General features: G+C 46.9%; 28 protein-coding genes. 9 read left to right on the forward strand and 19 right to left on the reverse strand.

What is annotated here, in order from left to right; translation table 11 throughout:
* Positions 1-37: 37 nt before the first annotated feature.
* On the forward strand, positions 38-769 hold the full coding sequence (locus tag AB8881_05540; GenBank protein ID XDZ64343.1) for a TSUP family transporter: 732 nt from the start codon (positions 38-40) through the stop codon (positions 767-769).
* Positions 770-856: 87 nt separating this feature from the next.
* Here AB8881_05540 and AB8881_05545 read toward each other — a convergent pair whose 3' ends face one another.
* Complete coding sequence (locus AB8881_05545; GenBank protein ID XDZ64344.1) at positions 857-2,050, reverse strand: MFS transporter; 1,194 nt, start codon at positions 2,048-2,050, stop codon at positions 857-859.
* A gap of 446 nt (positions 2,051-2,496) precedes the next feature.
* Positions 2,497-2,769 (reverse strand): helix-turn-helix domain-containing protein, encoded by a 273-nt coding sequence (locus AB8881_05550; protein ID XDZ64345.1) that lies wholly within the window; start codon positions 2,767-2,769, stop codon positions 2,497-2,499.
* Between the two features lie 81 nt (positions 2,770-2,850).
* Between AB8881_05550 and AB8881_05555 the strand changes: the two genes are divergently transcribed.
* Together AB8881_05555 and AB8881_05560 are read left to right on the forward strand one after the other, a co-directional pair.
* Positions 2,851-3,327, forward strand: coding sequence for an NUDIX hydrolase (locus AB8881_05555; protein ID XDZ64346.1), 477 nt, complete (start codon positions 2,851-2,853; stop codon positions 3,325-3,327).
* 51 nt (positions 3,328-3,378) lie between these two features.
* Positions 3,379-3,873: a hypothetical protein gene (locus AB8881_05560; protein ID XDZ64347.1), complete on the forward strand. Its 495-nt coding sequence runs from the start codon at positions 3,379-3,381 to the stop codon at positions 3,871-3,873.
* A 15-nt stretch (positions 3,874-3,888) separates the two neighbouring features.
* Here the strand turns inward: AB8881_05560 and AB8881_05565 are convergent, their stop codons facing one another.
* Complete coding sequence (locus tag AB8881_05565; protein ID XDZ64348.1) at positions 3,889-5,034, reverse strand: alpha-D-ribose 1-methylphosphonate 5-triphosphate diphosphatase; 1,146 nt, start codon at positions 5,032-5,034, stop codon at positions 3,889-3,891.
* Between the two features lie 78 nt (positions 5,035-5,112).
* Here AB8881_05565 and AB8881_05570 point away from each other — a divergent pair, with 78 nt between their 5' ends.
* Positions 5,113-5,817 (forward strand): DUF1045 domain-containing protein, encoded by a 705-nt coding sequence (locus tag AB8881_05570; protein XDZ64349.1) that lies wholly within the window; start codon positions 5,113-5,115, stop codon positions 5,815-5,817.
* A 6-nt stretch (positions 5,818-5,823) separates the two neighbouring features.
* On the opposite strand, the gene phnN is transcribed toward AB8881_05570, so the two are convergent.
* The 7 genes from phnN to phnG are packed head-to-tail and all read right to left on the reverse strand — an operon-like array spanning position 5,824 to position 10,804.
* Positions 5,824-6,381: a phosphonate metabolism protein/1,5-bisphosphokinase (PRPP-forming) PhnN gene (phnN, locus tag AB8881_05575; protein ID XDZ64350.1), complete on the reverse strand. Its 558-nt coding sequence runs from the start codon at positions 6,379-6,381 to the stop codon at positions 5,824-5,826.
* Complete coding sequence (gene phnL, locus AB8881_05580; protein XDZ64351.1) at positions 6,374-7,060, reverse strand: phosphonate C-P lyase system protein PhnL; 687 nt, start codon at positions 7,058-7,060, stop codon at positions 6,374-6,376. Before phnL ends, phnN begins: the two co-directional genes overlap by 8 nt.
* Positions 7,061-7,064: 4 nt before the next feature.
* Complete coding sequence (gene phnK / locus AB8881_05585; protein ID XDZ64352.1) at positions 7,065-7,835, reverse strand: phosphonate C-P lyase system protein PhnK; 771 nt, start codon at positions 7,833-7,835, stop codon at positions 7,065-7,067.
* A complete protein-coding gene (locus AB8881_05590; GenBank protein ID XDZ64353.1) occupies positions 7,832-8,725 on the reverse strand; it encodes an alpha-D-ribose 1-methylphosphonate 5-phosphate C-P-lyase PhnJ in 894 nt (297 codons plus the stop codon). The genes phnK and AB8881_05590 overlap by 4 nt, the downstream gene beginning before the upstream one ends.
* Positions 8,722-9,801, reverse strand: a complete 1,080-nt coding sequence (locus AB8881_05595; protein ID XDZ64354.1) for a carbon-phosphorus lyase complex subunit PhnI — start codon at positions 9,799-9,801, stop codon at positions 8,722-8,724. Before AB8881_05595 ends, AB8881_05590 begins: the two co-directional genes overlap by 4 nt.
* Positions 9,801-10,370, reverse strand: a complete 570-nt coding sequence (phnH, locus tag AB8881_05600; protein ID XDZ64355.1) for a phosphonate C-P lyase system protein PhnH — start codon at positions 10,368-10,370, stop codon at positions 9,801-9,803. The genes AB8881_05595 and phnH overlap by 1 nt, the downstream gene beginning before the upstream one ends.
* A 2-nt stretch (positions 10,371-10,372) precedes the next feature.
* Entirely contained in the window at positions 10,373-10,804 is a 432-nt protein-coding gene (gene phnG / locus AB8881_05605) for a phosphonate C-P lyase system protein PhnG (GenBank protein XDZ64356.1), read from the reverse strand.
* Between the two features lie 125 nt (positions 10,805-10,929).
* On the opposite strand from phnG, the gene phnF reads away from it, so the two are divergent.
* Positions 10,930-11,637 (forward strand): phosphonate metabolism transcriptional regulator PhnF, encoded by a 708-nt coding sequence (phnF, locus tag AB8881_05610; protein ID XDZ64357.1) that lies wholly within the window; start codon positions 10,930-10,932, stop codon positions 11,635-11,637.
* Here phnF and AB8881_05615 read toward each other — a convergent pair.
* Complete coding sequence (locus tag AB8881_05615; GenBank protein ID XDZ64358.1) at positions 11,634-12,350, reverse strand: chloramphenicol acetyltransferase; 717 nt, start codon at positions 12,348-12,350, stop codon at positions 11,634-11,636. The two genes, phnF and AB8881_05615, sit on opposite strands and share 4 nt — an antisense overlap.
* A 99-nt stretch (positions 12,351-12,449) precedes the next feature.
* On the opposite strand from AB8881_05615, the gene AB8881_05620 reads away from it, so the two are divergent.
* Entirely contained in the window at positions 12,450-12,881 is a 432-nt protein-coding gene (locus AB8881_05620) for a dual specificity protein phosphatase family protein (protein XDZ64359.1), read from the forward strand.
* Here AB8881_05620 and AB8881_05625 read toward each other — a convergent pair.
* From AB8881_05625 to AB8881_05660, 8 genes are all read right to left on the reverse strand, one after another.
* On the reverse strand, positions 12,855-13,286 hold the full coding sequence (locus AB8881_05625; protein XDZ64360.1) for a hypothetical protein: 432 nt from the start codon (positions 13,284-13,286) through the stop codon (positions 12,855-12,857). The genes AB8881_05620 and AB8881_05625 overlap by 27 nt on opposite strands.
* A 9-nt stretch (positions 13,287-13,295) precedes the next feature.
* A complete protein-coding gene (phnE, locus tag AB8881_05630; protein ID XDZ64361.1) occupies positions 13,296-14,669 on the reverse strand; it encodes a phosphonate ABC transporter, permease protein PhnE in 1,374 nt (457 codons plus the stop codon).
* The gene (gene phnE, locus AB8881_05635; GenBank protein XDZ64362.1) at positions 14,669-15,523 is read right to left on the reverse strand and encodes a phosphonate ABC transporter, permease protein PhnE; all 855 of its coding nucleotides are present in this window, start codon (positions 15,521-15,523) and stop codon (positions 14,669-14,671) included. The genes phnE (AB8881_05630) and phnE (AB8881_05635) overlap by 1 nt, the downstream gene beginning before the upstream one ends.
* Positions 15,524-15,616: 93 nt before the next feature.
* Positions 15,617-16,573, reverse strand: coding sequence for a phosphate/phosphite/phosphonate ABC transporter substrate-binding protein (gene phnD, locus AB8881_05640; protein XDZ64363.1), 957 nt, complete (start codon positions 16,571-16,573; stop codon positions 15,617-15,619).
* Positions 16,574-16,615: 42 nt separating this feature from the next.
* Positions 16,616-17,416, reverse strand: a complete 801-nt coding sequence (gene phnC, locus AB8881_05645; protein XDZ64364.1) for a phosphonate ABC transporter ATP-binding protein — start codon at positions 17,414-17,416, stop codon at positions 16,616-16,618.
* A gap of 296 nt (positions 17,417-17,712) precedes the next feature.
* Complete coding sequence (locus tag AB8881_05650; protein ID XDZ64365.1) at positions 17,713-18,645, reverse strand: aldo/keto reductase; 933 nt, start codon at positions 18,643-18,645, stop codon at positions 17,713-17,715.
* A gap of 190 nt (positions 18,646-18,835) precedes the next feature.
* Positions 18,836-20,440, reverse strand: coding sequence for a hypothetical protein (locus AB8881_05655; GenBank protein XDZ64366.1), 1,605 nt, complete (start codon positions 20,438-20,440; stop codon positions 18,836-18,838).
* A gap of 49 nt (positions 20,441-20,489) precedes the next feature.
* Positions 20,490-21,476, reverse strand: a complete 987-nt coding sequence (locus tag AB8881_05660) for an ABC transporter substrate-binding protein (protein ID XDZ64367.1) — start codon at positions 21,474-21,476, stop codon at positions 20,490-20,492.
* Between the two features lie 193 nt (positions 21,477-21,669).
* Between AB8881_05660 and AB8881_05665 the strand changes: the two genes are divergently transcribed.
* The 3 genes from AB8881_05665 to AB8881_05675 all read left to right on the forward strand — a co-directional run bounded on the left by AB8881_05665 (position 21,670) and on the right by AB8881_05675 (position 26,328).
* Positions 21,670-22,509 carry a nitroreductase family protein gene (locus tag AB8881_05665; protein ID XDZ64368.1) on the forward strand — a complete coding sequence of 280 codons (840 nt, stop codon included), beginning with the start codon at positions 21,670-21,672 and terminating at the stop codon, positions 22,507-22,509.
* 280 nt (positions 22,510-22,789) lie between these two features.
* The gene (gene ggt, locus AB8881_05670; GenBank protein XDZ64369.1) at positions 22,790-24,373 is read left to right on the forward strand and encodes a gamma-glutamyltransferase; all 1,584 of its coding nucleotides are present in this window, start codon (positions 22,790-22,792) and stop codon (positions 24,371-24,373) included.
* Between the two features lie 368 nt (positions 24,374-24,741).
* Positions 24,742-26,328: an ABC transporter substrate-binding protein gene (locus AB8881_05675; protein ID XDZ64370.1), complete on the forward strand. Its 1,587-nt coding sequence runs from the start codon at positions 24,742-24,744 to the stop codon at positions 26,326-26,328.
* Positions 26,329-26,411: the final 83 nt, after the last annotated feature.

The raw sequence follows: 26,411 nt of genomic DNA on the forward strand, positions 1-26,411 counted from the left end.
CAGCTAACCGGCTTTTGACACATGGGCGTACCCAAATTTGGAATTAACAGATCTTCTTCTTGTTTGTGCCGTTGCTTTTGTAACAGCCGCGATAACCGGTATAACAGGTGTTGCAGGTGGCTTGCTGCCCGCAGTTTTCCTAACACCAATCATTGGCATCACGTCGGTATTGCCAGTGCTGGCAATCATGCTGCTGTTTGGCAGTATATCGCGCGCATGGATCAACCGCGCTGATTTTCACCGCGAGGCATTTTTGCGTGTTGCCATTCCGGCGATCCCAATGGTCGTGCTAGGGGGCATCTTCTATGCGCAGTTAGAGGCAAAAATGATTGCGCTAATGCTCGGCAGCGTTGTGTTAATTTCAATCCCGATCCGGCGAATTGCGAAATCATACAAAATCAAGACCTCTCCATCTTTACTGAGTTTTGTTGGTGGCATTTTTGGATTCCTGGCCGGCTCATCAACCGGCCCCGGCTTGTTGCTGGTGCCGTTCATGCTGGGTTATGGGCTATCAAAGGCAAGCTTTGTTGCGACCCTAGCGGTGATTTCTGCGATGACGCATATCGCACGTGCCCTGACATTTGGCAGCATAGGTCTAATCGGACATGACATCCTGACCCTTGGCATTATTGCGGGCATTGCCACCATCCCGGGCGCAATGCTTGGCCGGCTAATTCTAGAGCGCATCACAAACCGCAACCACGAGATGCTGGTAGATCTGATGGCGCTTGGTGGCGGCGGTAACTTTCTATGGATTGCTTTTCAATAAGGCCATCTTCGCCAATTTGGCGCCATATAAATCTACTACAAAAATTAAATGGCGAAGCGATAATGCCCAAGCAAGCACTACAATTGCCTAATCATGGGTTGGTTGCAAGTTATTGCGCGCCGAATATAACAACAACAACCCGATTAAAAGCGCCGGCGACGCACATACCAAAAAGCCCAGCTTATAACTTCCCGACAAGCTCAACACCAATGAATAGAGAAGCGGCAAAACCAGCCCGCCACATTGACCAAATGATAACACGCCACCAGTGACAGCGCCCCGCATTGATACAGGGGCCAGCCTTGCAGCCTCAGCAAGCGTCACCCCATGCCATGAAAAAACCGACGCGCTCACTGCAATAGCCACAAGCGTTACATGCCAATGGGTCCAAACCGGACTAAATAAGCTAACCGCTGAAACCGAAAAAAACATCATAACCGCCAAAAGGCCAAGCATAACTCTCGGGGACACATACTGACTGCTCAACCAACCCCAGAAAATACGCCCAGGTATGGCTACCACAGTTGCAATTGAAAAAACAGTTCCTGCTTCAACCAACGTGAAGCCAACTTCGGTCAGGTAAACCACAAAATAAGCAATAAAAGTGGTTTGTAGTCCAACGAAGGCAAAGGCACCGAATGCGAGGCCTCTAAGTTCAGATTTTTTAATGACGAAGCCTATCGTTTCAGGAAAATCGGACAAGTGAAATTTCCGCGTCAGGTCTTTATCACTATCAAACTCACTGCGCGCTAATTCCAGAAATACAGAAAAAAGCAAACAACCGACTCCAATTACGATAAGTGCAAACCGCCAACCATAAGTTTCAGTTAACATTGGACCAAGCAATCCGGCTATTAACAGAGCAAACGGAACTGCTGTTTGTTTTGCAGAGAAAACCAGTGGGGCATATTTACTAGGCGCATATCGGCTTAACAGGTGAGAGCTTGCCGGGGTTGAAGACGCTGATGCACCAATAGCTATTGCCGATACAATCATCAATGCGATGGAACCTGGAGCCGCTAGAATCAATCCAATTCCGGTCAGCAAAAGTGACACCTGACTGACACGGAGCGCTCCAAAGCGCACAATAACACTCCCACAACCTGCCTGTACAAAAAGTGAAACCGCGGCGATCATGCTAACATACACACCAACCCATGACGCCTCTACTTGAAGCTCAAGAATAATCGCGGGCGCAAGCACCGACGGTAAAACCTTGCCAAGCGTAACAAAGGTCTGCTGAACAAACATCGAGCCAAGAGCCAGATATAGCCATGTCATTGTGATTGGACCTTTGTTGTCATTGAAGCAGTGACCATTTATTTCCAGTCACCAGACTATTGCGGATTTCTATAGTGGGTCTGTTGAGTTTCATGCCAGCAGAGCTGCCAAGCTAAATATCTAAATTATTATTAGATCATTCCACTTCAATATGGAATAGCTTACGCACCGCAATGGTTTGTTGACTGTAACTATAGAAAGGAATCAATTGCGGAGGCGTGCATAATAAAGACTGTTTGATTTCCTGCCTTTATCTCAAAAAGCCAGAGCCCATCTGTGGGGCACAACCTGACCGCAAGGTCATAGGCCTTGCCGATACTATCCTGTACCGCCGCACGCAAACTTAGGTTTTGGTACATTTTTGTTTGATTTCCAGTGATCTTCGCACCGAGACTTGGGTGGTTCTCTTTAGATCGCCAGCATTAAGAATAAATTTCCACTCGTGCCTAAGAATTTGTGTCGATTGAATTAATCTCGAAGAAGCCTTTGTCTTTCAAAACGGGTTGCCCTTTTGGTTGTGTAAAATCGACACATTCAATGCCACACGATATTGCAAAACAGGCCAGTGACACCGCCTTTGGAATTTCTATTGGCTTTCCCTTCCGTTCGCCTTTTTCATAATATTGTACGGTGCGTAACTTTAGCCCAAGTTTGCGAGCTGCTTTCGTCTGACTGAAACCATGCGCTTTGCGCCACCTCTTGAACTCTTTAGATTTCATTACAAAACCAACCTAATAGAAATTATGCAATAGTTGCGTATTTAATATGTACATTTTGCATATTTGTGGTAACCTTTCAATATGAAAGTTGGAGCAATTGCCTATATAAATAACGCCAATGGCGTCGAATTGTGCTTTGTGAGTAGCCGTCGACACAAAGGCATAATTACTTTGCCTAAAGGGATAGTAAAACCAAATGAACAGCTGACCAAAGCTGCAACTCGTGAGCTCTTTGAGGAAGCTGGGATAACAGGCAAAGTGAAGAGGAAATCGTACCCGTTGTTGTTCACGTCGAACAAAATAGGGATCGAAGATATTTTGTATTTCTTTGTAAAAATCACCGCTGTTGAGGAAAATTGGCCCGAAGCCAACCATAGAAACCGGGTTTTTCTTACCGTAAATGAGGCATCAAGCAGGGCGACCAGCCAAGGCACAAAAAAAATCATTAATCTTTTGATGAATGATCAAACACTGCTTTCAGAAGCTAAACAAAGCAACGCGCTCACTATCCCGTTATTCAAAAAAATTAATTGTCTCAAAAAAATCTCATTCGTCTGAAAATTAGAAACAATGTCGCCGAGGGCGTCGCGCCAATTGGAGAAACAAAAAATGTCCAAACCCGTTAATAAAAGCCACATACTTTTAACGTTGCTGCTTTCGTTTTTTTTCAGCAGTCTAGCTTACGCAGACCAGCGTATCACAGTGCATGATCTAATAGGCGTATGGACAACATCAGATGAGGGCACAAATCACGCGATGACAGCAGAGCAGGTGAGCAGCAACTGCCAGTCATTCAAAATGATCATTCATGCCGACCTCAGAGTTGAAGCCCTTACCCTTGGCGACGACGGCGGTTATATGTTTTGGGCGGTTGCGGAAACGCCCTGCTTGCTGGCGGACAACGTACTTGCCTGTAGAATGAATGTTTATACCGAAAAGCGCACGCTATCTGAAAACAAACCAGTCGCGTGGTCACTAAAGGCAACTGGCAACGGCTTGTTTGACTCTAAAACACTTATCGGTAGTGATGCAGAAGACACCATGTATCGTTGTGCTGATACCGTTCATGAAACCAGCTTGATCACGTCAAAAAAGCAAATCTGAATTTACATCTGGCGACTAGGCTACCTGCACACCGCCACAGAAAACAGACCCGACTATAGGCATTTGGTCATGCAAGCGGAATCTGACAATGTCTGCTCGTTTGCCTACGCTTAGGCGCCCTCGATCACTTAATCCCGTTGCATCTGCCGGTGCCGATGTCACACTCTGCAAACCCTTGGAAAGGCTGTTAAGGGTCCGACCTAGCTTTACAGCGCCAATCAGCAAAGAGGCGGGAATATAGTCTGAACTCAAAATATCCAGCAAATTTACCTGCGCAAGGTCATGCGCAGCAACGTTTCCAGAATGTGACCGACCGCGCACGATGTTTGGCGCGCCCATAATGATAAATTGTCCATTTTGCCGACACTCTTCTGCTGCCTCAATTGTCGTCGGAAATTCTGCAACTTTAACACCAGATGCGGCTGACGCGATCACATCGTCACGTGTGGTGTCGTCATGGCTTGCTAAAACCGCTTTAACCGACCTTGCAAATTCAATGGCAACATCGCGATGCTTTTCACCAAACTGTGCCTGTAACTCCAAACGTTCTGCAAAATGCTGGTCAATCTTCTCTTCTGAAAATCCATGCTTACCACGAAGATATTCACGGAGTTTTTCTGCATCCCTGAATTGCCTTTGCCCCGGAGTATGGTCCATCAATGAGACAAGCCCAACCCCATCACTAGGTCCGAACTCAGCCATTTCTTCAGGTAGTGTTTCGGTACATAACTCAGCTCGAAGGTGAAGGTAGTGGTTGATCTTCATGTCACCAGATCTTACCAAAGACAGAATATTACCCGCCGTTTCACGCGCATATTTTCTATAGCCAGTCGATTTTTCGTCTGACGGCACTGATCCAACCCGTAACGCATCAAATACAGTTGTGATGCCGGAACCTGCGAGTTCCCGGTCATGTGAAGCAACTGCAGCCTTTGAGTTCCAAAAGACTCCTGGTCTTGGCTGCAAATGCCGCTCAAGATTGTCTGTATGTAATTCAATCAATCCCGCACACACATAATCGCCATTACAATCTATCGCACCAGACGGCACTGATTTCCCTTCACCTATGCGCCGTATACCCGACTGATTAAATTCAATACTTCCAATAAAATCAGAGTTCTCACCGATAATCCGAGCATTTGCTAAAACTGTAGTTGTCATTTGACTGTCACAATCCTGGTGTAAAGCTTTTTAATATCCAAAAAACATTGCAATATTATGACATGTGAGGGAACTACCGTGCGTTTTATTTACCCGACTTTTAGACGATTTGCTGTATATTATATCCCTGAAGCGATCAGTCAGCTTGGTACTTTGGGAAATCACTGGCTGGGATGGAGTGTTTCTGACGGTGAATTTGTTGATCGCCTGACTGGCCCGCTTGTTCCCAAAGATATCGCCAACCTAACAAAACGGGCACAAAAGTACGGATTTCACGGCACCTTAAAGCCACCAATGCGGCTAAAAGCTGAATTTGGCCAGACAGAATTTTTATCTGCCCTTAGACAACTCGCTGCAGACCAAAGGCCATTCAAAATTCCTGAGATGCGCGTAAAATTAATGGGTAATTTTCTGGCAATAACCCCATCAGCACCTTGTCCTTTGTTGGATCAGTTAGCCACAAATCTGGTTGTTGGTTTGGATGGTTTGCGTCAGCCACCTGATGAGCTAGAAATTGCTAAACGAAGCAGTGTGGGTTTGACCAAACAGCAACTTCTGCTTCTCAAAAACTGGGGATACCCTTATGTCCTTGAGGAGTTTCGGTTTCATCTGACCCTGAGTGATGCATTGGATCAAAACAGATCAAAGGCTATGCTGCATGCCGCCAGAACCATTTTTAGTGCGGCGACGCAATCGCCAGTTCGGGTGAGTGATGTTGCTGCCGTCGGAGAGTCAGAGACAGGTATGTTTCACCTTATTGAGAGAGTCCCACTTGGTTGTTGAACCAGATCAATGACTTGTTACGCGAAATACATTTACAAGCTGATCTACGGCGCCTGAGAGCGCACCACTGTTATCGATTATGATAGCATTTTTTGGGGGAGAGGGAGCGTATCTCTCTAGCCTGTTCCTAATCGCCTTATCCGTTTCTCGCCCTCGGTTTGCTAGCCGTGACGCAAGTATGTCAATGGACACAGTCACCCAAATAACCGTTAGATCTGGAAATTCTATCTGCATGTCAGCTAATGCGTGACGAGAACCATTAAACAACACATCGTGACCAGATTTTAAATCATCTAAAATGCTAGTGGGAACACCATAAGATAACCCATGCGCATGCCATTTGAATAAAAAGGAGCCATCCTGTGCCGCACGATCAAACAGGCGTTGACACAAATAAACGTGATCTTCGTCTCCACCATTTTTAGGGCGGGTGATAACGCGTTTCGCAATTTTGAGACTCGGCAGACGTGGTTTCAATGCATTAAGAATACTATCCTTGCCACTACCAGATGGGCCGACAACGGTAAAAAGCCGCCCAGACTTAGTTTTAATGCCATCATGCATGAACATAACCCGTACCAAAATTACTCACATCAACCTCACGGTCACAAACCTGTTTCCTAGCGGCCTTGTCATGGAAGATGCCAATTATTGCCGCACCATCTTGTCGCGCGACATTAATTAATTCCAGAACCGTCTCACGGTTAGCGGCATCGAGACTTGCGGTTGGTTCGTCCAACAAAAGTGCGGGGTAGGTGGGCCCAAGGCCGCGTGCAATATTAACCCGCTGCTGTTCACCACCAGAAAATGTCAGTGGCGATAAATGCCAGAGCCTTTCGGGAATACGCAACTTGTGCAATAAATCTTTTGCGCGTATTTCAGCGGCTACTGCATCCATGCCTGCCTTCAACATCGGCTCACAAACAACTTTCAGCGTTGATACACGCGGCAAGACACGCAAAAACTGGCTCACATAACCAAGATGACTCTGACGCATCGATAAGATGTCTCTTGGTGCGGCTTTAGCAAGGTCAGTATTGCCTATTCGAATAAAACCGTCTTGCAACAGATAATTACCATATAGCAGGCGTAGTATTGTCGATTTTCCAGCACCACTCGGTCCGGTCAAAGCAACGCATTCGCCAGAGGCAACTTGAAATGATGCATCTTTCAATACTGTGATCTCGGTGCCTCCTTGGTGATGTAGGCAAAATGTCTTGGTCACGTTTCTAACATCGAACATTTTGCTACACCTGTAATACTGAGCTTACAAGAAGTTGCGAGTAAGCGTGCTGGGGGTCATCTAAAACCTGATCGGCCAAACCTTCCTCAACCACTCGTCCCTGTTGCATAACCATCATTCGGTCTGCAAGCATGCGCACCACGGCCAAATCATGTGTGACAATAATCACAGCTAGCCCCAGCTCTTGAACAAGACCACGAAGTAAATCAAGCAGCCTTGCTTGAACAGACACATCAAGCCCACCGGTCGGTTCATCCATAAAAATCAGCCTAGGTGCTGTTACCAGATTACGCGCTATTTGAAGCCGCTGTTGCATGCCACCGGAAAACGCAGATGGCCGATCGTCGATACGGTTTGTTGATAACTCGACTCGCGACATCCATTCACTGGCCGTGGCCCGGATATCACCATAATGGCGCGCACCGATATTCATCAGTCGTTCACCGATATTGCCACCGGCACTAACAGCCATGCGCAGGCCATCTCGTGGGTTTTGGTGAACAAATGCCATATCAGTGCGGGCCAGAAGCCGTCTTTCGGGCTCAGACAAGGTGGCTATGTCACAGAATCCACGATCGCGCATATCAAAATGTACCGAGCCGCTATCAAAACCAATTTGACCGGAAATACAATTCAATAAAGTCGATTTTCCAGAACCGGACTCGCCAACGATTCCCAGAACTTCACCAGCATAAACATCAAAACTGACATCCTCACAACCAATTTGGCTACCATATTGCTTGGTGATGGATTTAGCTGAAAATAACGCTGTCATTGACCCACCTCCGGCTCAGCGTCTTGCCCAGCCTGACGCCGACTGCAATAATCCGTATCTGAACACACAAACATTCGGCCACCGGCGTCATCGACAATCATTTCGTCCAGATAACTGCTCTCAGAACCACAAACTTCACAGCTCTGTGGCGCGCGCAGGCGATTAAACGGATAGTCGTCAAAATCAAGGCTCTGGACTTGGCAGTATGGCGGAATCGCATAGATTCGCTGTTCGCGCCCCGCACCAAACAATTGTAGAGCAGGTGAGTTATTCATTTTAGGATTATCAAACTTTGGAATGGGCGACGGATCCATTATATACCGGTTTTCGACTTCAACTGGATAGGCATAAGCGGTTGCAATATGGCCATGTTGCGAAATATCTTCATAAAGTTTGACATGCATTAACCCATATTCAGCCAGCGCATGCATTTTACGGGTCTCGGTTTCGCGCGGCTCAAGAAAGCGCAAGGGTTCCGGAATTGGCACCTGATAAACAAGAATCTGGTTCTCGTTGAGCGGTGTTTCAGGTATCCGGTGCCGCGTTTGAATGATCGATGCTTCGGCGGTATTTTCTGTTGTCTTGACAGCGGCAGTCTTCTCAAAAAAACTTCGAATCGAGACGGCATTTGTCGTGTCGTCGGCACCTTGGTCAATTACTTTTAAACAGTCATCTGGTGTAAGGCATGCAGCGGTAACTTGAACACCACCTGTGCCCCATCCATAAGGCATTGGCATCTCCCGCGCAGCAAATGGCACCTGATAGCCGGGAATTGCAACCGCCTTTAACAACGCGCGGCGGATCATGCGCTTAGTTTGCTCATCAAGATAAGCAAAATTATAACTTGCATCTTTATCAGCGCTGCTGTTCGGATCTGCATTTAGGGTCATTGATTAGCCTCCGCGACAAACGCGTCCCGTCGGATCTGCCGTATCAATTCTAATTCAGACTGAAAGTCTACATAATGTGGCAATTTGATATGCTCAACAAACCCGGTCGCTTGGATATTATCGCAATGGGACATTACAAATTCTTCGTCTTGCGCCGGCGCACCAACATTATCCTCGCCCATTTCCCGCCATCTTAATGCACGATCAACAAGCGCAATTGAAATGGCCTTACGTTCCTGCTGGCCAAAAACCAAACCATAGCCACGGGTGAATTGTGGGGGTTCAGTTTTGGACCCCTGAAACTGGTTTACAGTCTCACATTCGGTAATTTCAATTTCACCAATATCGATCGCAAACCCCAACTCAGGCACAAAGAACTCAATGGCGACGATGCCAACGCGAAGTTCGCCAACAAAGGCATGGTTGCGCGCATAGCCGCGTTGCGTGGAATAACCAAGCCCTAGCAAGAAGCCTTCATCACCGCGTGCTAAAGCTTGCAGTCGTACCGCACGAGTGGCCGGGAATGCCAATGGTTCACGTGTTAAATCAGCAGGCTCAGCGTTATGTCTTGGCTCATCTTGAATGAGGCCGTCTTTGTTTAATAGTTGCAGAATATGTGGCGACTTATTGATATCAGATTGGGTCTTTTGAGCCGGTTCGACATCCCCTTTTGCCATCAAATTAAAGTCTAATAATCGATGGGTGTAATCAAAGGTTGGGCCAAGAATTTGCCCTCCCGGAATGTCTTTGAAAGTTGCCGAAATACGACGTTTACACAGCATCAAGGCGCTATCTATGGGTTCGCTATATCCAAACCGTGGCAGTGTCGTGCGATAAGCACGAATAAGAAAAATAGCTTCAACCATATCGCCGCGTGACTGCTTCATAGCAAGGGCCGCCAAGTCCGGATCATAAAGCGAACCCTCTGCCATTATTCTTGTCACGCCAATAGAGAGCTGCTCGCGAATTTGATCAACCTGCATCTCTGGTAAGCCTGGCTGGCCGCGCCGTTCTTCAGCCAGCCAGCTATGCGCATTACGGATTGCCTTTTCACCACCTTTAACAGCCACATACATCAACGCATCTCCAATTTTGCTGAACGCGGTATTGCCGAAATTTGATCGCCTGCAGTAAGAAACATATCGACGCCGCGCGGAAATAATTCTGGGCGACGCAGTGACGATGCATCATCTTTCAGATTCAACCAGTTTTCAGTCGCAATGCCAGGACCAGTAATGCGTAGATTACCGCTTTCCAGAGCTGGCAACTCACAAATGAGTGTCGTTGAAAGTTCCGGATATTGATCATCGCCATAGGCAAAAACATCAACAGCCGTCAATTCATCCCAAGATCCAATGGCAAAATTGGCACGTTGCGGGTCTGCAAACGAAACGGCCGTGTGAAAAGTTAACCATTGCTCAACCGTTTCATTTTGATAAGTTGGCGCGATGTAAACAGAACTGTCCTGATCGCACAATGTTAGTAAAATTACAGCCATCGCAACCGACATCGGCTGGGGCGGCAAGACTCCGGTGACCCTGTAGATCTTGCCGGGCCGTGCCATTGCCTGCAACATCAGACGAAATGCGGTGGCCGACTGTTTTGAATGATCAGTAAATCCGCCAGAAAGCGACGCAATTTGCATAATCACTCTCCCCGCACAAGTGTAAAAAAATCAACTTTTGTTGCAGCTGCTTTATCCGCAATCTCCTGATCACTAGTCGACTTAGCGTCGATGAGCGGCTGCAATATTTTTGCATCAACCTTGTTGGCATCAGCCGTTTGCAGAAGAGCATCACAAAGCGCAATCCTGAGCGCCATAGTCTTCGCGCGACCCTTGGCATAGCCATGACCAACGGTGCCGCAAGATAACTTGACCGATGCACGGCTCACGGTCATCTCGCCCAAATTAAATGGGTCACCAGTGCCACCCATACGCCCACGCACCATAATGCCGCCGATCTCGGCTGGGCGGATAATGTCATAGGGTGGGTCGAGATCTGAGGAACGCCACAGATCTTCAAGTAACTGTTGAGGTGCTTTCGCAAGTACGCTTAGCCATTCCGACCTTTCCAGCATGCTGCATCCCCCCATCCTATTATAAACAACTAGACAACTAGACAACTAGACAACTAGACAACCACTAAAGCCCGTGATAGGTCTTTTCAAGAAAAATTTTGTTAAATATTTGTGACGATATCAATTTGGCACTCTGGCATTCTATATATGAGCAGCTATCCGCTGAAATCGGGCGAGGTCATTATCGTCCGGGCGAGAAATTGCCGACCGAAAAAGAACTTGCAAAAAGATTTAACGTCAACCGCAACACGCTTCGCCATGCGTTAAAGGCATTACAAGATGCCGGATTTGTCATATCAAAGCGCGGACTGGGAAGTTTTGTTAGTACTAAACCAGTAAAATATCGAATTAACAAAAATACACGTTTTTCACGCAATCTTGCTGATGCTCATCAGCAATCATCAATCAAAACTATGCGACTGGAAACACGCCATGCTGATTTGCACGAAAAAGCGACACTGCAATTGCCACGCAATGCGCAAGTTCATGTGGTGGAAGGAATTGGTTATTCGAACAATGTCCCTATTCTACATTTCACCAGCATTTTTCCGACTGAACGGCTACCTGATTTTTTGACCCATTTGCAGCGCACCAATTCTATTACAACCGCGCTAGGAGCGTGCGGTGTTACAGAATATGAACGCGCTCAGACAGAAATAACCGCAATCTTGGCAAGTGCAAATTTATCAAAATATTTAAATTGTCAAATAGGCGCACCATTGATTCGGACCAAAAGCCTCAATACATCGAATGGGAGTCCCATCGAGTATGGCACAAGCCTTTTTGTTGCCTCTTTGATTACGCTAACAGTCGGCGAAGTTAACGCGCTTTAGGCGTATTTTTCCAAAAAAGCTTCAATTGGCAAATTCCGAAAATCAGGTACCGCCTGCCCCAGTTTTTCATGTGACCAATCCCACCAAGCCAAATCTATGAGGCGCTCTGCAATTGTGTCATCAAATCGTTGTCTAAGCGGCTTTGCTGGCACGCCTGCAACGATCATATAGTCCGGTACATCATGTGTCACAACCGCCCCAGAAGCAACAACTGCTCCGTGCCCAATTTTTATCTCCGGGCGAATTACCGATGCATGTCCAAGCCAAACATCGTGACCTATATCAACAATGCGTGACGCACGGTGCGCGAAAAATGTGGCGTCGTTTTCTGCATCAGGCCAGTAGTCTTTGGTGCGGTAAAGAAAATGATGGAGGCTGGCACAATGCATTGGGTGATCTGTTGGGCCAATGCGTGTATATGATGCAATGTTGGCAAATTTACCAATCTGTGCATTGGCGATATCGGCAAAGCGGTCACAATAAGAATAATCACCAAACGTCGTATTGAGCACTCGAGACCCTTTACCAACTTCGGTGTAAACACCAAAATGACTATTAGTAATCTCACAAGCCTCATGGAGCAAAGGCTCTAAACCCAAATTTTTTGCCACCAAACGAGTCTCCCTTTTGAAATTTGTCACGCCATTGTAACAACAGTTTGCGATCAATAATGTATGTTTAACCGAAATTCCACCACACCGATAAAAAACCATTTACCGACGATAATCCGACTGCGTCAATTTTCGGCGGATTGGCGTGGCACAATGATCTTATCGCCTTGCCCCACCTTAAACCCTTTGGCACATGACAATATGGACATTTTCGACCAATGGTCCGGCGCAGATGTTCGCGTAGTTGTAACACTTCTTGAAAAAGCCGAAATCAAAGCGCTCGGTTTTGAATTACTGGCGGCGCATCTGTCTCAATCAGACATACTGTGGCATCATCTACCAATCCGTAATATGGAGGCACCGCTAACCTCTCAGGAGCCATACCTCACGGAAGTTATTGCCACCATGGCCCATTGTTTGGAAGCCAGTACGGCCGTGTTTATCCATTGTCATGCTGGCCTAGGGCGCACCGGTTTGATCGCTGCAACTGCACTGAAATCATTTGGCATGACCACAGATGAGGCTATTCAAACCATTCGCACAAAACGCCCAGGCAGCATTGAGAGCGCCATCCAAGAGAATTTTGTTGAGGCCTGGCGTTTTAAACTACCATACTTTCCACCAAGGCTTTGACGCATTGTCACCATTTGTCTTTACTTCGTCAGAGGCTTTAGGCGTAACAACTACTTTAGTAGTTGCATCTTGGCCATAGGCCTCAGTAACCCCCATACGAGCAATTTCATATGCTTCCTGCAGGGCTGTTTTTCCTGCCTCGACCTGACCTGCTGCGCATTTTTCAAATCCATCAGTGAGCATTGCACTCGCGCGCGTCGCAGCATCTTCAGTCGCACGACTGATCTCCAGACGTAAGCGTGCGCGGAGCATCAACATCTCCATATTATCGCATTTATCGATAAGCTTTTGAAATGTTGCATCAGCATTTGCACTCGCTTCATTGCCAGCTTGCTGCACTTGCGCAGAGGCGGGCAATATCAGAAATATAGCTGTCGCTGAGATGATAAGTGTACGTAGAAACATGGGGCCTCCTTATTTTGATTTTTCTGAAATTCCAATTAAAGATCGACGCAAACGTGCTGACATGTTGTCCATAATTATCACAGTCAAAAGAACCAGAATTGCCATGTATGCAACATTCTCAAAGTCATTGCCGGTTTGAAGTGCACCCAAGAATTGTAGCCCAATGCCACCCGCACCCATTGCCCCGATAATCACAGCGCTACGGGTGTTTGACTCAAGGTAGTAAAGCGACTGTGAGATAAACACGGGCAAGATTTGTGGGATAATACCAAATCTATGCTGCTGCAACCTGGACGCTCCAGTCGATGCCACTCCCTCTTTTTGCTTGGATTCGCTGTTTTCAATTGCCTCGGACATTAGTTTGCCAAGTGTGCCGATATCAGTTAACGCAATGGCAAAAATGCCCGTGAAAAGCCCAGGGCCAAATGCGCGCAGCAGAACCAGGCTCCAAATCAAAGTATCAATGCCGCGTAAGCAGTCGAACAATCGACGTAGGCCAAACCGCACCATTGCAAATGGTGTAATGTTGGCGGCTGCAAAAAACGCCAGTGGTAGACCGATCATTGATGCAATCATTGTTCCCAACAGAGCCATCAACACGGTTTCGACAAGCGAGAAAAGAACAACGCCATGGAACCAGATTTCGTTATTAAGAAACTCATCGAGAACAAAGTTTAAATTACTTTGTTCAGGATCAACGCGATCTTTCACAAAGATAAGATTTAAGGTTTCACCAAAGCTGTAGTCTCTTAACAGGCTATCAAAATCAAACCAAAAATATTTCCACCCCACTGCATAACGATGGACTTCGACCTTGCTTTTGTAAACTTGGATACGCTCAAACAACGATGGACGCACCTCAATTTTGTTCTCAGAGACCCGCATCCACGGAGGCAAATTGAAAGATGCTTCGCCAAGTCCTTCCACATATGGCCGCCCATTGATGTCGATTTTGAAAATATATGGTCGCTCTTCACCCGGCCAATCCTGCATCTCTACCCGGTCTTTGAAAAAAACAACCTTACCACCATTTTCAAAAGTTACCGCGGTACCGCCTTTGCCATAATTCCGATTTAGCCACGGCGCCGTATCATAAATATAACGGTAACCACCTTCGAAGGATGCAACTACTTTTTCTGGCTCCTGCCATTTCATTGTTACATGATCTTTGTGCGCATACGTATCAAGGAGAAACATGCCTCCACGATCCGCATTCCATTTACGGGTGACATTTGCGATGTCAAATTGGATCACCGAAAACACTAGATACAATAAAATACCGCCAGCTAAGCATATCGTTGAGATAACGTGTCGCTTTGCAGCCCGATTTACATTTTCGACCTGCAAAGCGGGGACTTGTGGATTTATCGCCATTATAGCCATCACACACCTCCCTTTATGAGCTTTGTGCGGAAAAAGCTCGAGAGGTAATCAAGGGCAACAATCGTCGACACAAGTAGCGCCATTATTGCCAATATCTCGTCGCCATAGCGCCACTGTATTACTGTAGATAATGCCTCACCGATGCCACCAGCACCAACAAACCCCAGAATAGTCGACGCTCGGACATTGATTTCCAAGCGCAAGAGTGCATAGGAAAAAAACAAGGGCAGTACTTGAGGCAAAACGCCAAACCTAACTCGAACCCACCAGGAAGCCCCGAGCGATTCCAACCCTTCAAGCGGCTTGCGGTCTATGTTTTCAATGGCTTCAGAAAATAGTTTTCCCAGGGCACCAGCGGTATGAATTGCAATCGCAATAACAGCCGGCAGGAGAGACTTTCCCATAAGGTATAATAAAATCATTGCAATGACTAATTCAGGGAAGGAGCGGCAAAGATCCATGAAACGTCTAGTGCTATTCACAATAAGCTGATTTTTGATAAGGTTCTTGCTACTGAACAGGCTTAACAAGACAGCCAACAATGTGCCAACACCGGTTGAGAAGAGCGCCATATTAACCGTTGAAACAAGATCAGGAAAATGCACGAAGAGTAAGCCAAACCAGGACCAACCGGCAGCGTAGGCTTCGCGAAATAAGTCAAATGGATAGTCAAAGAAATTTGAAATCCCGCGGCTAAAGCTCCCCGCGTTGTAATTATTCGCAACTGTTACCCCGGAAAACACAACTAGGACGGTCGCAGCAATTCCAATTAATGAATAAACAGCTCTGGTCCTATTCAACTGCTGTAAATTTTTTTCTATGAGCTGGATATGTTCGGGTAGCGCTGTGGACATTTTAAGTACCCTTAAAAAGGTCTATTCACATCTTTGAAAGAGCGAAGGGCCAGCATCAGATGCACGATATGCTGGCCCCGTTAAAGTTGTTTTTTAGGAGTTTTTCTTGGCTTCGATTTTAGCTTTACGCGCTTTCACGATGCTCTCATAGAATGAGTGATCCACCGGCACCCATGCCTTCACGATGCCATTGGCAATGTTCTCATTGCACTTAGCGTCATTTTTGAGGATCCACTGCTTCATACCTACCATCACATCCCGGGCCTCTTGCGGCATCGCCTTTGGCATTACAATTGGACCATTTGGGATAAGCTTTGATGACCAGATCTGCGTAATGTCATCCATGTTCAGAATGCCTTTATCAACCATCTTTCTCAGGTTGCCAGATGAGTAACCTTCATTCCATTCCCCGACACCAGAAACCCAAGTCACTGCTGCGTCAACATCACCATTCAGAACTGCCAAAACACCATTTTCGTGGCCGCCCTGAAAACCAGTCTTTGAGAAATAATTGTCAAGGTTGCCAATTTTTTCAACCAACTCGATTGATGGAATCAAATACCCAGATGTGGAGTTTGGGTCAGCAAAACCTAGGCTTTTACCCTTCATACCTTCGAGATTTTTGATGCCCGAATTTTTCAAGGTCACCATGACCGAATAATAGCCGGTATCACCTGATGGCTGCATTCTGGTCAACACTGGGACAACTGCGTCTGGATTTTCAAGATACATGCCAGCATAACCCGACGAACCAAACCACGCGTAATCAAGGTTACCACCAAGCATTGACTCCATGGTGCCCGCATAATCCTTGAAAGTGAACATTTTGGCCGGCACGTTGTATGCCGCTTCGATGTAATCTTTCAAACATGTGTTACGTGTCAGGATGTCTTGAGCAGCTTCATCCCCAAGAAATCCAACGCGGAATTCTGGTTGGTATTTACTCAAATCCATTTTTGGACCGTTGTACTTTACATCTGCTGCCACCGTACCAGCAGCGCCAAATAAAACAGCGGCCATTGCACCTAACGTTATCAATCTTTTAATCATTTAAGTCTCCTGTGGGTGATTATTTTTTCAGAGATTTTGGCCTTAAACAGCCTGCCGAATTGGGTTTTCACCCAATGAGGTAGAGGTAACAGATGCCTCAAAGGCTTCATCAGCCTCTGCGCCATAGATCTCACGAGCGACCGCATCAGTTAATCTTTCGGGTATATCGTCAAAAACAATTTGGCCATCACGCATACCAATCACTCGGTCACAATAGTGGCGCGCGGTGTCCAGTGTATGAAGATTACAAACAACACTGATTGACTCTCTCTTGCTAATATTTGCAAGAGCTTCCATAACAAGCCGTGCGTTCAACGGATCCAGAGAAGCAATCGGCTCGTCAGCGAGGAGCATCTGCGGGCGCTGCATCATGGCGCGGCAAATTGCTACTCTTTGCTGCTGCCCCCCAGATAGCGTTTCGGCTCGCTGTAGCGCGATTTCTGCAAGTCCAAAGCGATTCAAATAATCGAGCGCTTCGTATCGCTCTTCAGGAGTAAATAATTTCAAAAGAGACCGCATAAGCGGAAGCTGATTCGACCGACCCAGAATGACATTGGTAAGAACATCAAGGCGTGGCACAAGGTTGAATTGTTGAAAAATCATCGCACAATTGCGCTGCCAGTCGCGCTTTTGACGCCCCTTAAGCGTTAATACATTTTTTTCGTCGACCACAATACTGCCAGAGCTTGCTGTCTCAAGACGGTTAATGATCCGCAGCAACGTTGATTTGCCAGCACCCGAACGACCAATAATGCCTATCATTTGGGGCTGATTTATTTGAAATGATACGTTGTCGACGGCAGTAACATCTCCAAAAGTTTTGATAAGGTTTTGGATATGCATCGAGTGAGCCTCTCAAAAAAAAATTGAGGCTTACCGCTACATCGCTAACGTTAAGAAAATATTTCAGTATCTATACAAATTTCTTACAGCTCTTTAGCTCTAATCTTAATTACTCTTCGCAAACTACTAATATGAAGAAAAATACAAATAACCATTTAAAAATTTTGTAACATAAAGGTCTCCAAAAATATTACACCTTTGGTTTGCCTTAATTGAACTAGCCACAAACTCTCATGGAGAGAACGCATGTCTCGTTTTTTCAAGTTGCATCTCACAGTTGCGTAAAGAAGGAACTCCTAAGCTTGTTCTTCTAATCGATCTGTTGCTGGTGCAGGCTTGGCTGAAACTGCATTAATTTCAGCCAGCAGGTCCTCTGACATATCAAAATCAAGTGCGTCTATCACTGGGGATAGTTGTTCACTTGTTCTACCCGAGACAATTGGAGTAGTGCGATATGGTGACTGTAAGACCCAAGCGACAGCAAGAGTGGCGGATGAAACATTATATCGTTTGCTAATTTCATGTAACGCTTTTGCGCTGGCATGCATCTCAGAAGCGCCATATCTTTTGGCATAACGGGCATCGTCGGCAAGTCGCCCTTTGATGCCTTTTGATGCATATTTACCAGTCAAGAGGCCGGCACCGAGTGGTGAATAGGAGAAACATTCGATATCAAAATCATCACAGGCAGGGAATATCTCTACCTCGGCTTGCCGTTTGACAAGACTATACATTGGTTGCACGGCTGATATGTGAGCACCGAGTTGTTGACCGATGAATTGCGCTTTGGTGATTTGCCACGCGGCAAAATTAGAGACGCCAACGTGACGAATACGCTGTTGTTTGATTTGCTCCGCAAACCAGTTTAGTGTTTTTTCAAGCGGTGTGTCTGGGTCAAACCTGTGAAGATACAACATATCGACCATATCTTGGCCTAAACGACTGAGACTTTCTTCAAGTTGTTTTGACAAATTTTCTGGTTCGCTACCGCCTGTGTATCCAACTTTACTGGATATAAACACATTATCCCTCTCATTTTTTAAAAATTCTCCAAGCCATGTCTCAGACAGCCCCTTGGTATAGGCATGCGCCGTGTCAAAATGGTTTATCCCAACATGCCTGCATTGTGCATAGAGCTCTTGTGATTGTTTACGATCACTTCCCTGTCCAAATTGCATGGTACCAAAGCAAAATTTGCTGAGCCTTTGACCCGATATTGTTGTCAACATAGAAGATCATCCTTTAATCCAGCGTTCGCCCGGGCACCCCAGCGATGCTTGACCCGACAAATGCTAATCCACAATAAACCACAAAAACCCGCCATTTGACCGTTCTAATATCGTACAGGCCAACATCTAAAACGCTGGGGCGGGGTAATACACCACAGAGCTTTGGTAGTATTCTCGGCGCACCATATCCCTAATCAATTGTTTTAAAACGGCTATTCTGAACAACAATAACCATGCCAATAGGCACCACAAGGGTGATAAGCAAAACCGTGATGAGCAGCATGCCTAATTCGGAATAGTCGGCCGTGGTGACAATCGCATCACTTAGTTTGTCTTTAACCTCTCGTGTGATAACAAAGGCCTCGTTCAGATATTTGGTGGCAAGCGCACTCGCCGAAAGCGCCAGATTGGTAAATGACGCAAAAACAGCAAAAAATGTTGCCTTCATATGGACCGGAGCATTCCGCGCAATCCAGGCTAGAAGGGGTATCATCGAGACCTGCCCGAGCGGGGATTCAACAGCGGTATTGATAATCGCAATAAATTTCGCATCAACAATGCCGCCGCTAAAAGTGGCGGTCCATTCATGCAGGCCATAATACATACCAATACTGGGCAGAAAAAGCGCGGCACCGGCAATGGATAGGATAACAACAATGCGGGCAATCGAATTATTCGCCATAAACGGGCGCAACAGGATAATGCCAGCAAGGGTCAGAATTGATGCAATAAGAGAAAGAATGGACAGGAATTGTTCATTGAAAAAAAGCTGGTCAATTTCAAACCATGTCAGTCCCGGCCCCGGGCTTGGCATTGCCCGGAAGGTAAAAATAATGATCGCTGTTCCAACAATCATTAGCCGTTTTTCAGGCGTTAGAAAGCGCACCAGCCGGTTCATTAAAAACAAGATAATACCCACTGATCCGGCAAAGACAATTTCCTGTGCATGCCTGATACCCGATGTACCAACACTTACTGAAAACACCACAAAGACCAGACTGCCAAGCAGAATTGACCAGTTGATCTCGGGCCGTTGATGCGGGCTTGCTGTGGTGTAATATGGTTGTCGTGCTCGGGCATTTCGATAGGCATGTTGCAAGCGTGCTAAACCGACCCCGGCAATCGAAATCACCGGAATGATCAACGCATAAAGATAGATATTAGCATAAAGATCAATCCGGGCAGCGGCATCAAGGCTATCGACATCAGCAAACATAATTACATTGGCAAGTGAAACCAAAACTGTGCCACCAATAATAGCAAACCGACCAAGTGTCTGCATCGTGGTATGCATGATTTTTAACTGGTCCGGGGCGATACCATTACCATTTTTGTCCTGTTCAGGAACCGCCTCAACCGTCATCGCATCGGCCACAACATCCTGAATAACATAGCCAACCGGCCCCAAAATAACACTGGTTATAAACCATGTTTCAACCGGCATGATGCTGTCCATAAAGCCGGTATGGCCAATCAGCCCGTACATGATCAAAAGGCTAGCCGCAATTACCGCCGCGCCAAGCCCGACCAAATAGGCTTTATAGTTCCAAATCAAATCGACCAGATGTCCAAGCGGCATTTTTAACGCCCACGGCAAGCCCGCCCAAAAGCCAAGGCTGGCCAGAAATGCAGCAGACAGATTCAAATAATCCTTGATAAAAAAAGTGCCCACAATCGCAGTCAGGCCAGAAACCCCAGCGGCGAGATAAACCATAAGAGGTGGAAGATAGCTCCAGCGCAGCTGCTGTGGAAGTTCGCAAAGACCCTGAATAGCCGAATGAAGAGCATTGTTCATAAAACTAGTATTCTGCATTCCGAAAATTTTTCAAGTTGCAATGGTGCGATTAACCTGCGTCCATCACACAGGCCGGGAACAACTCTTCAGGCGCAACAAGGCGGGCAGCCAAATATTGTTCCATTGAGTATCTGCAGGCAGTCTCGAGTTCTTTTTGGTTTTGCGCATAGCCATAGGGCCAATAATCTGGGCCCATTGCAGACATAGTTTTCTCCATCGCTTCGTTCAGCCAAGGCAGGGATAGCCTATTGGCAGATCCCAGCCAGACCTCACGCAGGTCTTGCATCGCAATGTTGCGCGCCTCGGTGAATGCGCCCAATAACGCAACCGGAAGATCAGGGTTCTTATCAACCAGTGACTTGCGTACAGCAATGAGGTGCATGATTGGGAAAAAACCTGTTTTTTTATGATATGCCCGTTCAGCTGAACCAAAATCTTTGACGATACGCACAATTTCAGGATTGCCATCGAGGAACGCGCTCGGAGGGTTGGGGGCAAACAACGCATCTATATCGCCACGCAGCAAGAGGTCCTGCAGGGTTTCACCATCCCTAATCGCCTCGACGACCATACCTTCGGGCAGATCAAGTGATAATCGCTCATGTCGCACACCGGTATCTAGCGCACCTGTGCGCCATTGGATGCCAGCCGGACTAACCCCATATTCATCAGACAGCAGACCACGCATCCATAACGCAGCAGTCATTTGATACTCTGGCACACCGATGCGTTTCCCGGCCAAATCTGCAAGTGTTTCAACACTACTTCCAGCACGCGCATAAAATCCGTTATGACGGAACGATCGGCTAACAAAGGCCGGTATTGCGGTGTAAGCACTCTCGCCGCGTGATACTTGCAAAATATAGCTTGAGATAGAAAGCTCCGTAATGTCGAAACGCGCCTCTTGGACAGCGATCGGAAAGAGCTTGCCGGTCGGCAGAATGTGACTTTCAAATTCGACGCCGGGAATAGAAACCCGCCCCTTGTGCAGCGGCATACATCTGTCATGATCCCAGGTTGCAAGTGTCAGCCGCATATGTTTATTCCCCATCTTGTTACAGCAGATTTAATGATCTTGTGTTCGTTAGCAATACCTAATGGTACGCTAACCGGATTCGTGCGACTGCACAGTTCCCAAAATTGGACTTATACCAATTCTTTTAGCATTATTGGCAGACCTTTTAAGTAAATTGTAAATATAGACACCAGCCAAATGAAGGATAGTAGAGGTGGCAGAAAAGGAACCGAGAAAAATATCCGATCTCATTCGTGAACGATTTGCGGAGCCGAGTGACATCGGCAAAGACCGTTTGTCAAGTGGAACCCATGCAACGCAGCTTGCGCATCGTTCTCACCGTCGTTTCAAAAATACCCCGGTTGCCGAGGAAACTTTACAGCTTTTATATGCTTGTGCCCTATCAGCGCCTAGCAAATCTGACCTGCAGCAAACGGCGATCATCCACCTAGATGAACCCGTCGCAAGGGACTTTATCCAACGTAGCATTCCAGCAATGCCGTGGATTTCCTCAGCGCCAGTATTTCTCTTGTTTTGTGGGGACAGTCGGCGCATTCGGGATGTTTGTGAATTTCACAATACCGACTTTGCACATGATCCACTGGATGCGCTTGTTAATGCGGTAGCGGATAGTGCGATTGTCTTGCAGAACTTTATCATTGCGGCTGAAGCGGAAGGGCTGGGCTGCTGTCCGATAAGTGCAGTTCGCGAGATCACTGAAAGCCTTGCAGACTTCTGCGCCCTTCCCGATGGCGTCTTTCCTCTTGCCGGACTATGCCTCGGCTACGCTGAAGATGATCCCGCCATCAGCGTCCGCTTGCCGGCGAGGGTCATTGTGCATAAAAATAGATATGACGCATCGTCTTTGGCTGATGAGATCGCTAAATATGACTGGCGACGCCAGCAAAAAAACCCATATAGAAATCAGCGACAGGCAGACAAATACGGGCTTTCAGAAGACTATGGCTGGTCACGCGACAAGGCGCGCCAAACTTCGACTACGGACCGCATATCCTTTAGCAATCATGTGCGAAAACATGGCTTCAAACTCTAGCTGTTACGAATCTGAAAAACACCGCTTTCAGTCGTTCCAGGCATATTGGCGACGCACGCTAACAAATGTTTTCAAGCCCAGAACGAACGGACAAATAAGACGGCGACCTTGGCGCAATTGCCGTTCATCAGAAACAGGTTGCATAGTCCGGATCAAACGCTTTTATTAATTAGGATCGAATAATCAGATAATCGGAAATTCGCCAACGATTATTCATCAAACAACAGGAATATTAAAAAAAACCTTGCACCACTATCTTAGAACAAACCGCCCCCTAATAATGGGACAAAACGGCGCTGTTGCGACCAACCATCCACAAGCAACAGCCATCGGCATTGACATATTGCGTTCAGGTGGCAACGCATTTGATGCTGCAGTTGCAGTTGCATTGGCACTCGGGGTTGTTGAGCCAGCAATGTCTGGCCTCGGTGGCGATGGCTTTTATCATGTCTGGCTGGCCAATACCGGACAAACCATAGTTTACAACGGTACTGGCCCCGCTCCAGAAGCCGCCAACAAAGACTGTTTTGCCAAAACTGGCATTCCAATATCGGGCCCACTCAGCACCTCAACTCCCGGTCTTGTCGGCGGGTTATCGGCGCTTCATCAGAACCATGGAACACAAAGCTGGTCACTGTTATGTAACGCTGCGGCTGAGCTTGCAGATAACGGATTTTTCGTCACCCGCGCCTACCAGACATTTGCCGAAGGCAACCTCGGAAAGCTTAATGCCAACCCAGTCAGCAGAAAAATATTTACCGATGATGGCAGTGTCCCGGCCGTTGGTGCAAAAATTATTCAGCCGCAACTCGCAAGCAGTTTGCGGCAATTAGGTGATGACGGTGGAGATGGATTTTACCGAGGCGCATTTGCAAGAGTATTAAGTGAGGATGCTCAATCTAGCGGACTGATGCTCACTGACTCAGATTTTGCAAATTTCCAGCCCGAAACCCAGCGCTCAATCAGCACAACATATCGGGGGTTTGAGATTTTCCAAACGCCGCCGAATTCCACAGGCTTTGTATTTCTGCAAGAATTAAAAATCCTCGAACAATTCGACATCACAAAATTTGATTATGGCTCAGCAGACCTCATTCATCTGATGGTAGAGATAAAAAAGCGCGCCTTTCTTGATCGTGAGCACTATGGAACCGATCCAAGGTTTACAGATACAAACGTTGGAGAACTTCTTTGCAAAGACCATGCGTCAAGCAAGGCAGCAACGATCGACATGTCAATATCATCAAAAATTCCATTGGTGCACGGCCAACAAAAATCCGCGAATACCACGTATTTCTGCATCATTGACAAAGACGGGAATGCTGTTTCTGCAATACAAAGCATAAACAGTGCGTTTGGTTCAGGTGTCACCGGTTCAAAAACCGGTATATTGTTCAATAATAGGATGGCATATTGGCACCTTGACGATGAACACCCCAATTTGCTGCGTCCCGGCAAGCGTGTCAGGCACACGATGAACGCCCCTATCATCACTCAAAACGGCAAGTTGTGGGGGGTGTTTGGCACACCAGGCGCAGATAATCAGGTTCAGATCAATTTTCAGGTTGCGGTCGCCTTGATGGATTATGGCTTTGATCCACAACAGGCCGTGGAAGTTGCTCGATGGACGAGTTCCCAGCCAAATCAAGCAGCCAATTGGCCGCATGACGGAAACTCATGCCTGACTCTAGAGCGCGGTATTGACAGCGACGTGTTGAGAGATCTTAAGCAGCGCGGCCATGACATAAAAATCGTGGCTCCGCTTGCTGGCCCCTGTAGCGTGGCCTGCATTCGACTATTAGAAAATGGCACAATGATGGCTGGCAGCGACCCGCGCCGTGATGGGTGGGCGGCGGCATATTGAATGGTTCAGCTTTATTAACATGATTGGCTCCGCTCTTGTACTCCTGGCGCGACAAGTTGCTATATTTTAGTATCGTGGCGTTAAATGCTTGGCAAAGATCAGAGAAGCTGGCGGTGGGATAATCGGGTTTGTGCTGCAAAAACTGCATGCCAATCATGCAAAAACAACCCTTCTTTGCAAAATCTATTGTCGCTAAGCCCTACAAATAGGGAGAGGGTTCGGTATGCGATAATTAAAACCCGAGGTGAATTTTTCTAGTCCAGTCGCAAATCATTGACTCTTAGCCCTTTCTAACTCACCTTGGAAAGGTATAGGACCGAAGGGTGCTCTACCCTAAACAAGAAGCGTCCAGACAGGGAGACATTAAAATGAAAAAGATACTAACATCTATATTTATGGCAGGATCCCTCCTGCTTGGGAGTGGTGCAGTCTATGCTGACAAATCGGGTGGCACCCTATCATTCCTCGTTCAGCCCGAACCGCCAACTTTAGCATCTTATGTATCAACCTCGGGGCCGATTGGCCTAGTAATGCCGAAAGTCTATGAAGGGCTTTTTGACTATAATAACGACGGCTCAATGGTGCCGATTCTCGCTGAAAGCTACAAGGCCAGCGCTGACGGTAAAACCGTCACTTTTAACCTTCGCAAAGGCGTAAAATGGCATGATGGCAAGCCTTTTACCTCGGCTGATGTGCAATTCTCGGTCATGGAAGTGCTGAAAAAAGTGCATCCTCGAGGACCAAACTCATTCCGCGAAGTAACCAGTATTGATACGCCTGATGAGCATACAGCTATTTTTAACCTAAAAAAGCCTGCCCCATACATGATGCGCTCATTCTCTGCTTATGAGTCTCCAATGGTACCCAAGCATCTTCTAGAGGGCCAGGACATCAAAGCTGCGCCATTAGCAAACAAACCTGTCGGCACCGGTCCGTTTAAATTTGTCGAATGGAAAAAAGGTCAGTATATCCGCCTAGACAAGAACAAGGACTATTGGCAAAAGGGGTTACCGCATCTTGACCGGATTGTTGGTCGCTTCATTCCTGATGCATCAACCCGCACAGCTGCAATGGAAAATGGCGAGGTTCTCTATGCTGCCTATAACGCCATCCCAAATATTGATGCCGTCCGCCTGAAGGAACGTGATGACATTGACGTAACCACTGAGGGTTATTCAATGATCAATCCGATGGCGTTGATTGAATTCAACACCAAGGAAGGCCCGTTTGTGGACCCGGCAATTCGCCGCGCAATTTCAGTTGCAATTGACCGCCGGTTTATGATTGACACAATTTTCTTTGGGTATGGAAAGCCAGCCACAAGTGCATTGAGTAGTAACTTCAAGGCAACAAACCTACATGCTGAAATGCCAAATTACCCTGAAAAGGGCGATAAGGCTGCAGCAAATGCAATTCTTGATAAAGCCGGGTACAAGCGTGACGGCAACGGCGTTCGCTTGAAAGCTGTTCTGGACATTATTCCATACGGTGAGGACTGGCGCCGTGCTGGCGAGTATCTGAAGCAGGCACTCGGCGATATCGGTATCCAGTTGGATCTGCGGTATGAGGATGTTCCAACATGGCTGAAGCGTGTCTACCACCGCTATGACTTCCAGATGAATGTGAACTATTTCTACCAGCTGCCAGATCCGGTTCTGGGTGTTCACCGCCATTATGGCACGGATCAGATTCGCAAAGGCACACATTTTGTTAACTCATCACGCTACAGCAACCCAAAGCTGGATGCTTTGCTTGATGCCGGTGCCGGTGAGCCAGATGCTGCGAAGCGGACAGCCACATATAAAGAAATCCAGCAGATTTTAGCGGATGACATGCCTGTCGTGAATTTGTTCGAGCTTGAATTCTTGGTTGTTTACAACACCAAGCTGAAAGGTGCTTACGACTCTGCAATGGGTGCCTATGGCTCATTCAGAGAAGCCTATATTGACGACTAAGACATAATTTTTGCTGGGCCAGAATTTAATGTCTGGCCCAGTATTATTTATTTATTCGTCTACCTTTTTATCCAGAGTTGCCG

This window comes from Alphaproteobacteria bacterium LSUCC0396 (genome assembly GCA_041228345.1).
Lineage (GTDB): Bacteria > Pseudomonadota > Alphaproteobacteria > Puniceispirillales > Puniceispirillaceae > UBA3439.

Bases quoted from the DNA above. Each gene is read 5' to 3' on its own strand.
- AB8881_05545 (XDZ64344.1), bottom strand. From the start codon at position 2,050: ATGACATGGCTATATCTGGCTCTTGGCTCGATGTTTGTTCAGCAGACC.
- AB8881_05655 (XDZ64366.1), bottom strand. From the start codon at position 20,440: ATGAACAATGCTCTTCATTCGGCTATTCAGGGTCTTTGCGAACTTCCA.
- AB8881_05555 (XDZ64346.1), top strand. From the start codon at position 2,851: ATGAAAGTTGGAGCAATTGCCTATATAAATAACGCCAATGGCGTCGAA.
- phnK (XDZ64352.1), bottom strand. From the start codon at position 7,835: ATGACAGCGTTATTTTCAGCTAAATCCATCACCAAGCAATATGGTAGC.
- AB8881_05615 (XDZ64358.1), bottom strand. From the start codon at position 12,350: ATGGTTTTTTATCGGTGTGGTGGAATTTCGGTTAAACATACATTATTG.
- AB8881_05650 (XDZ64365.1), bottom strand. From the start codon at position 18,645: ATGTTGACAACAATATCGGGTCAAAGGCTCAGCAAATTTTGCTTTGGT.
- AB8881_05550 (XDZ64345.1), bottom strand. From the start codon at position 2,769: ATGAAATCTAAAGAGTTCAAGAGGTGGCGCAAAGCGCATGGTTTCAGT.
- phnG (XDZ64356.1), bottom strand. From the start codon at position 10,804: ATGCTGGAAAGGTCGGAATGGCTAAGCGTACTTGCGAAAGCACCTCAA.
- phnN (XDZ64350.1), bottom strand. From the start codon at position 6,381: ATGCATGATGGCATTAAAACTAAGTCTGGGCGGCTTTTTACCGTTGTC.
- phnC (XDZ64364.1), bottom strand. From the start codon at position 17,416: ATGCATATCCAAAACCTTATCAAAACTTTTGGAGATGTTACTGCCGTC.
- AB8881_05560 (XDZ64347.1), top strand. From the start codon at position 3,379: ATGTCCAAACCCGTTAATAAAAGCCACATACTTTTAACGTTGCTGCTT.
- AB8881_05620 (XDZ64359.1), top strand. From the start codon at position 12,450: ATGGACATTTTCGACCAATGGTCCGGCGCAGATGTTCGCGTAGTTGTA.
- phnH (XDZ64355.1), bottom strand. From the start codon at position 10,370: ATGCAAATTGCGTCGCTTTCTGGCGGATTTACTGATCATTCAAAACAG.
- phnE (XDZ64361.1), bottom strand. From the start codon at position 14,669: ATGGCTATAATGGCGATAAATCCACAAGTCCCCGCTTTGCAGGTCGAA.
- phnL (XDZ64351.1), bottom strand. From the start codon at position 7,060: ATGTTCGATGTTAGAAACGTGACCAAGACATTTTGCCTACATCACCAA.
- phnE (XDZ64362.1), bottom strand. From the start codon at position 15,523: ATGTCCACAGCGCTACCCGAACATATCCAGCTCATAGAAAAAAATTTA.
- AB8881_05660 (XDZ64367.1), bottom strand. From the start codon at position 21,476: ATGCGGCTGACACTTGCAACCTGGGATCATGACAGATGTATGCCGCTG.
- AB8881_05625 (XDZ64360.1), bottom strand. From the start codon at position 13,286: ATGTTTCTACGTACACTTATCATCTCAGCGACAGCTATATTTCTGATA.
- AB8881_05565 (XDZ64348.1), bottom strand. From the start codon at position 5,034: ATGACAACTACAGTTTTAGCAAATGCTCGGATTATCGGTGAGAACTCT.
- phnD (XDZ64363.1), bottom strand. From the start codon at position 16,573: ATGATTAAAAGATTGATAACGTTAGGTGCAATGGCCGCTGTTTTATTT.
- AB8881_05675 (XDZ64370.1), top strand. From the start codon at position 24,742: ATGAAAAAGATACTAACATCTATATTTATGGCAGGATCCCTCCTGCTT.
- AB8881_05590 (XDZ64353.1), bottom strand. From the start codon at position 8,725: ATGACCCTAAATGCAGATCCGAACAGCAGCGCTGATAAAGATGCAAGT.
- AB8881_05595 (XDZ64354.1), bottom strand. From the start codon at position 9,801: ATGTATGTGGCTGTTAAAGGTGGTGAAAAGGCAATCCGTAATGCGCAT.
- ggt (XDZ64369.1), top strand. From the start codon at position 22,790: ATGGGACAAAACGGCGCTGTTGCGACCAACCATCCACAAGCAACAGCC.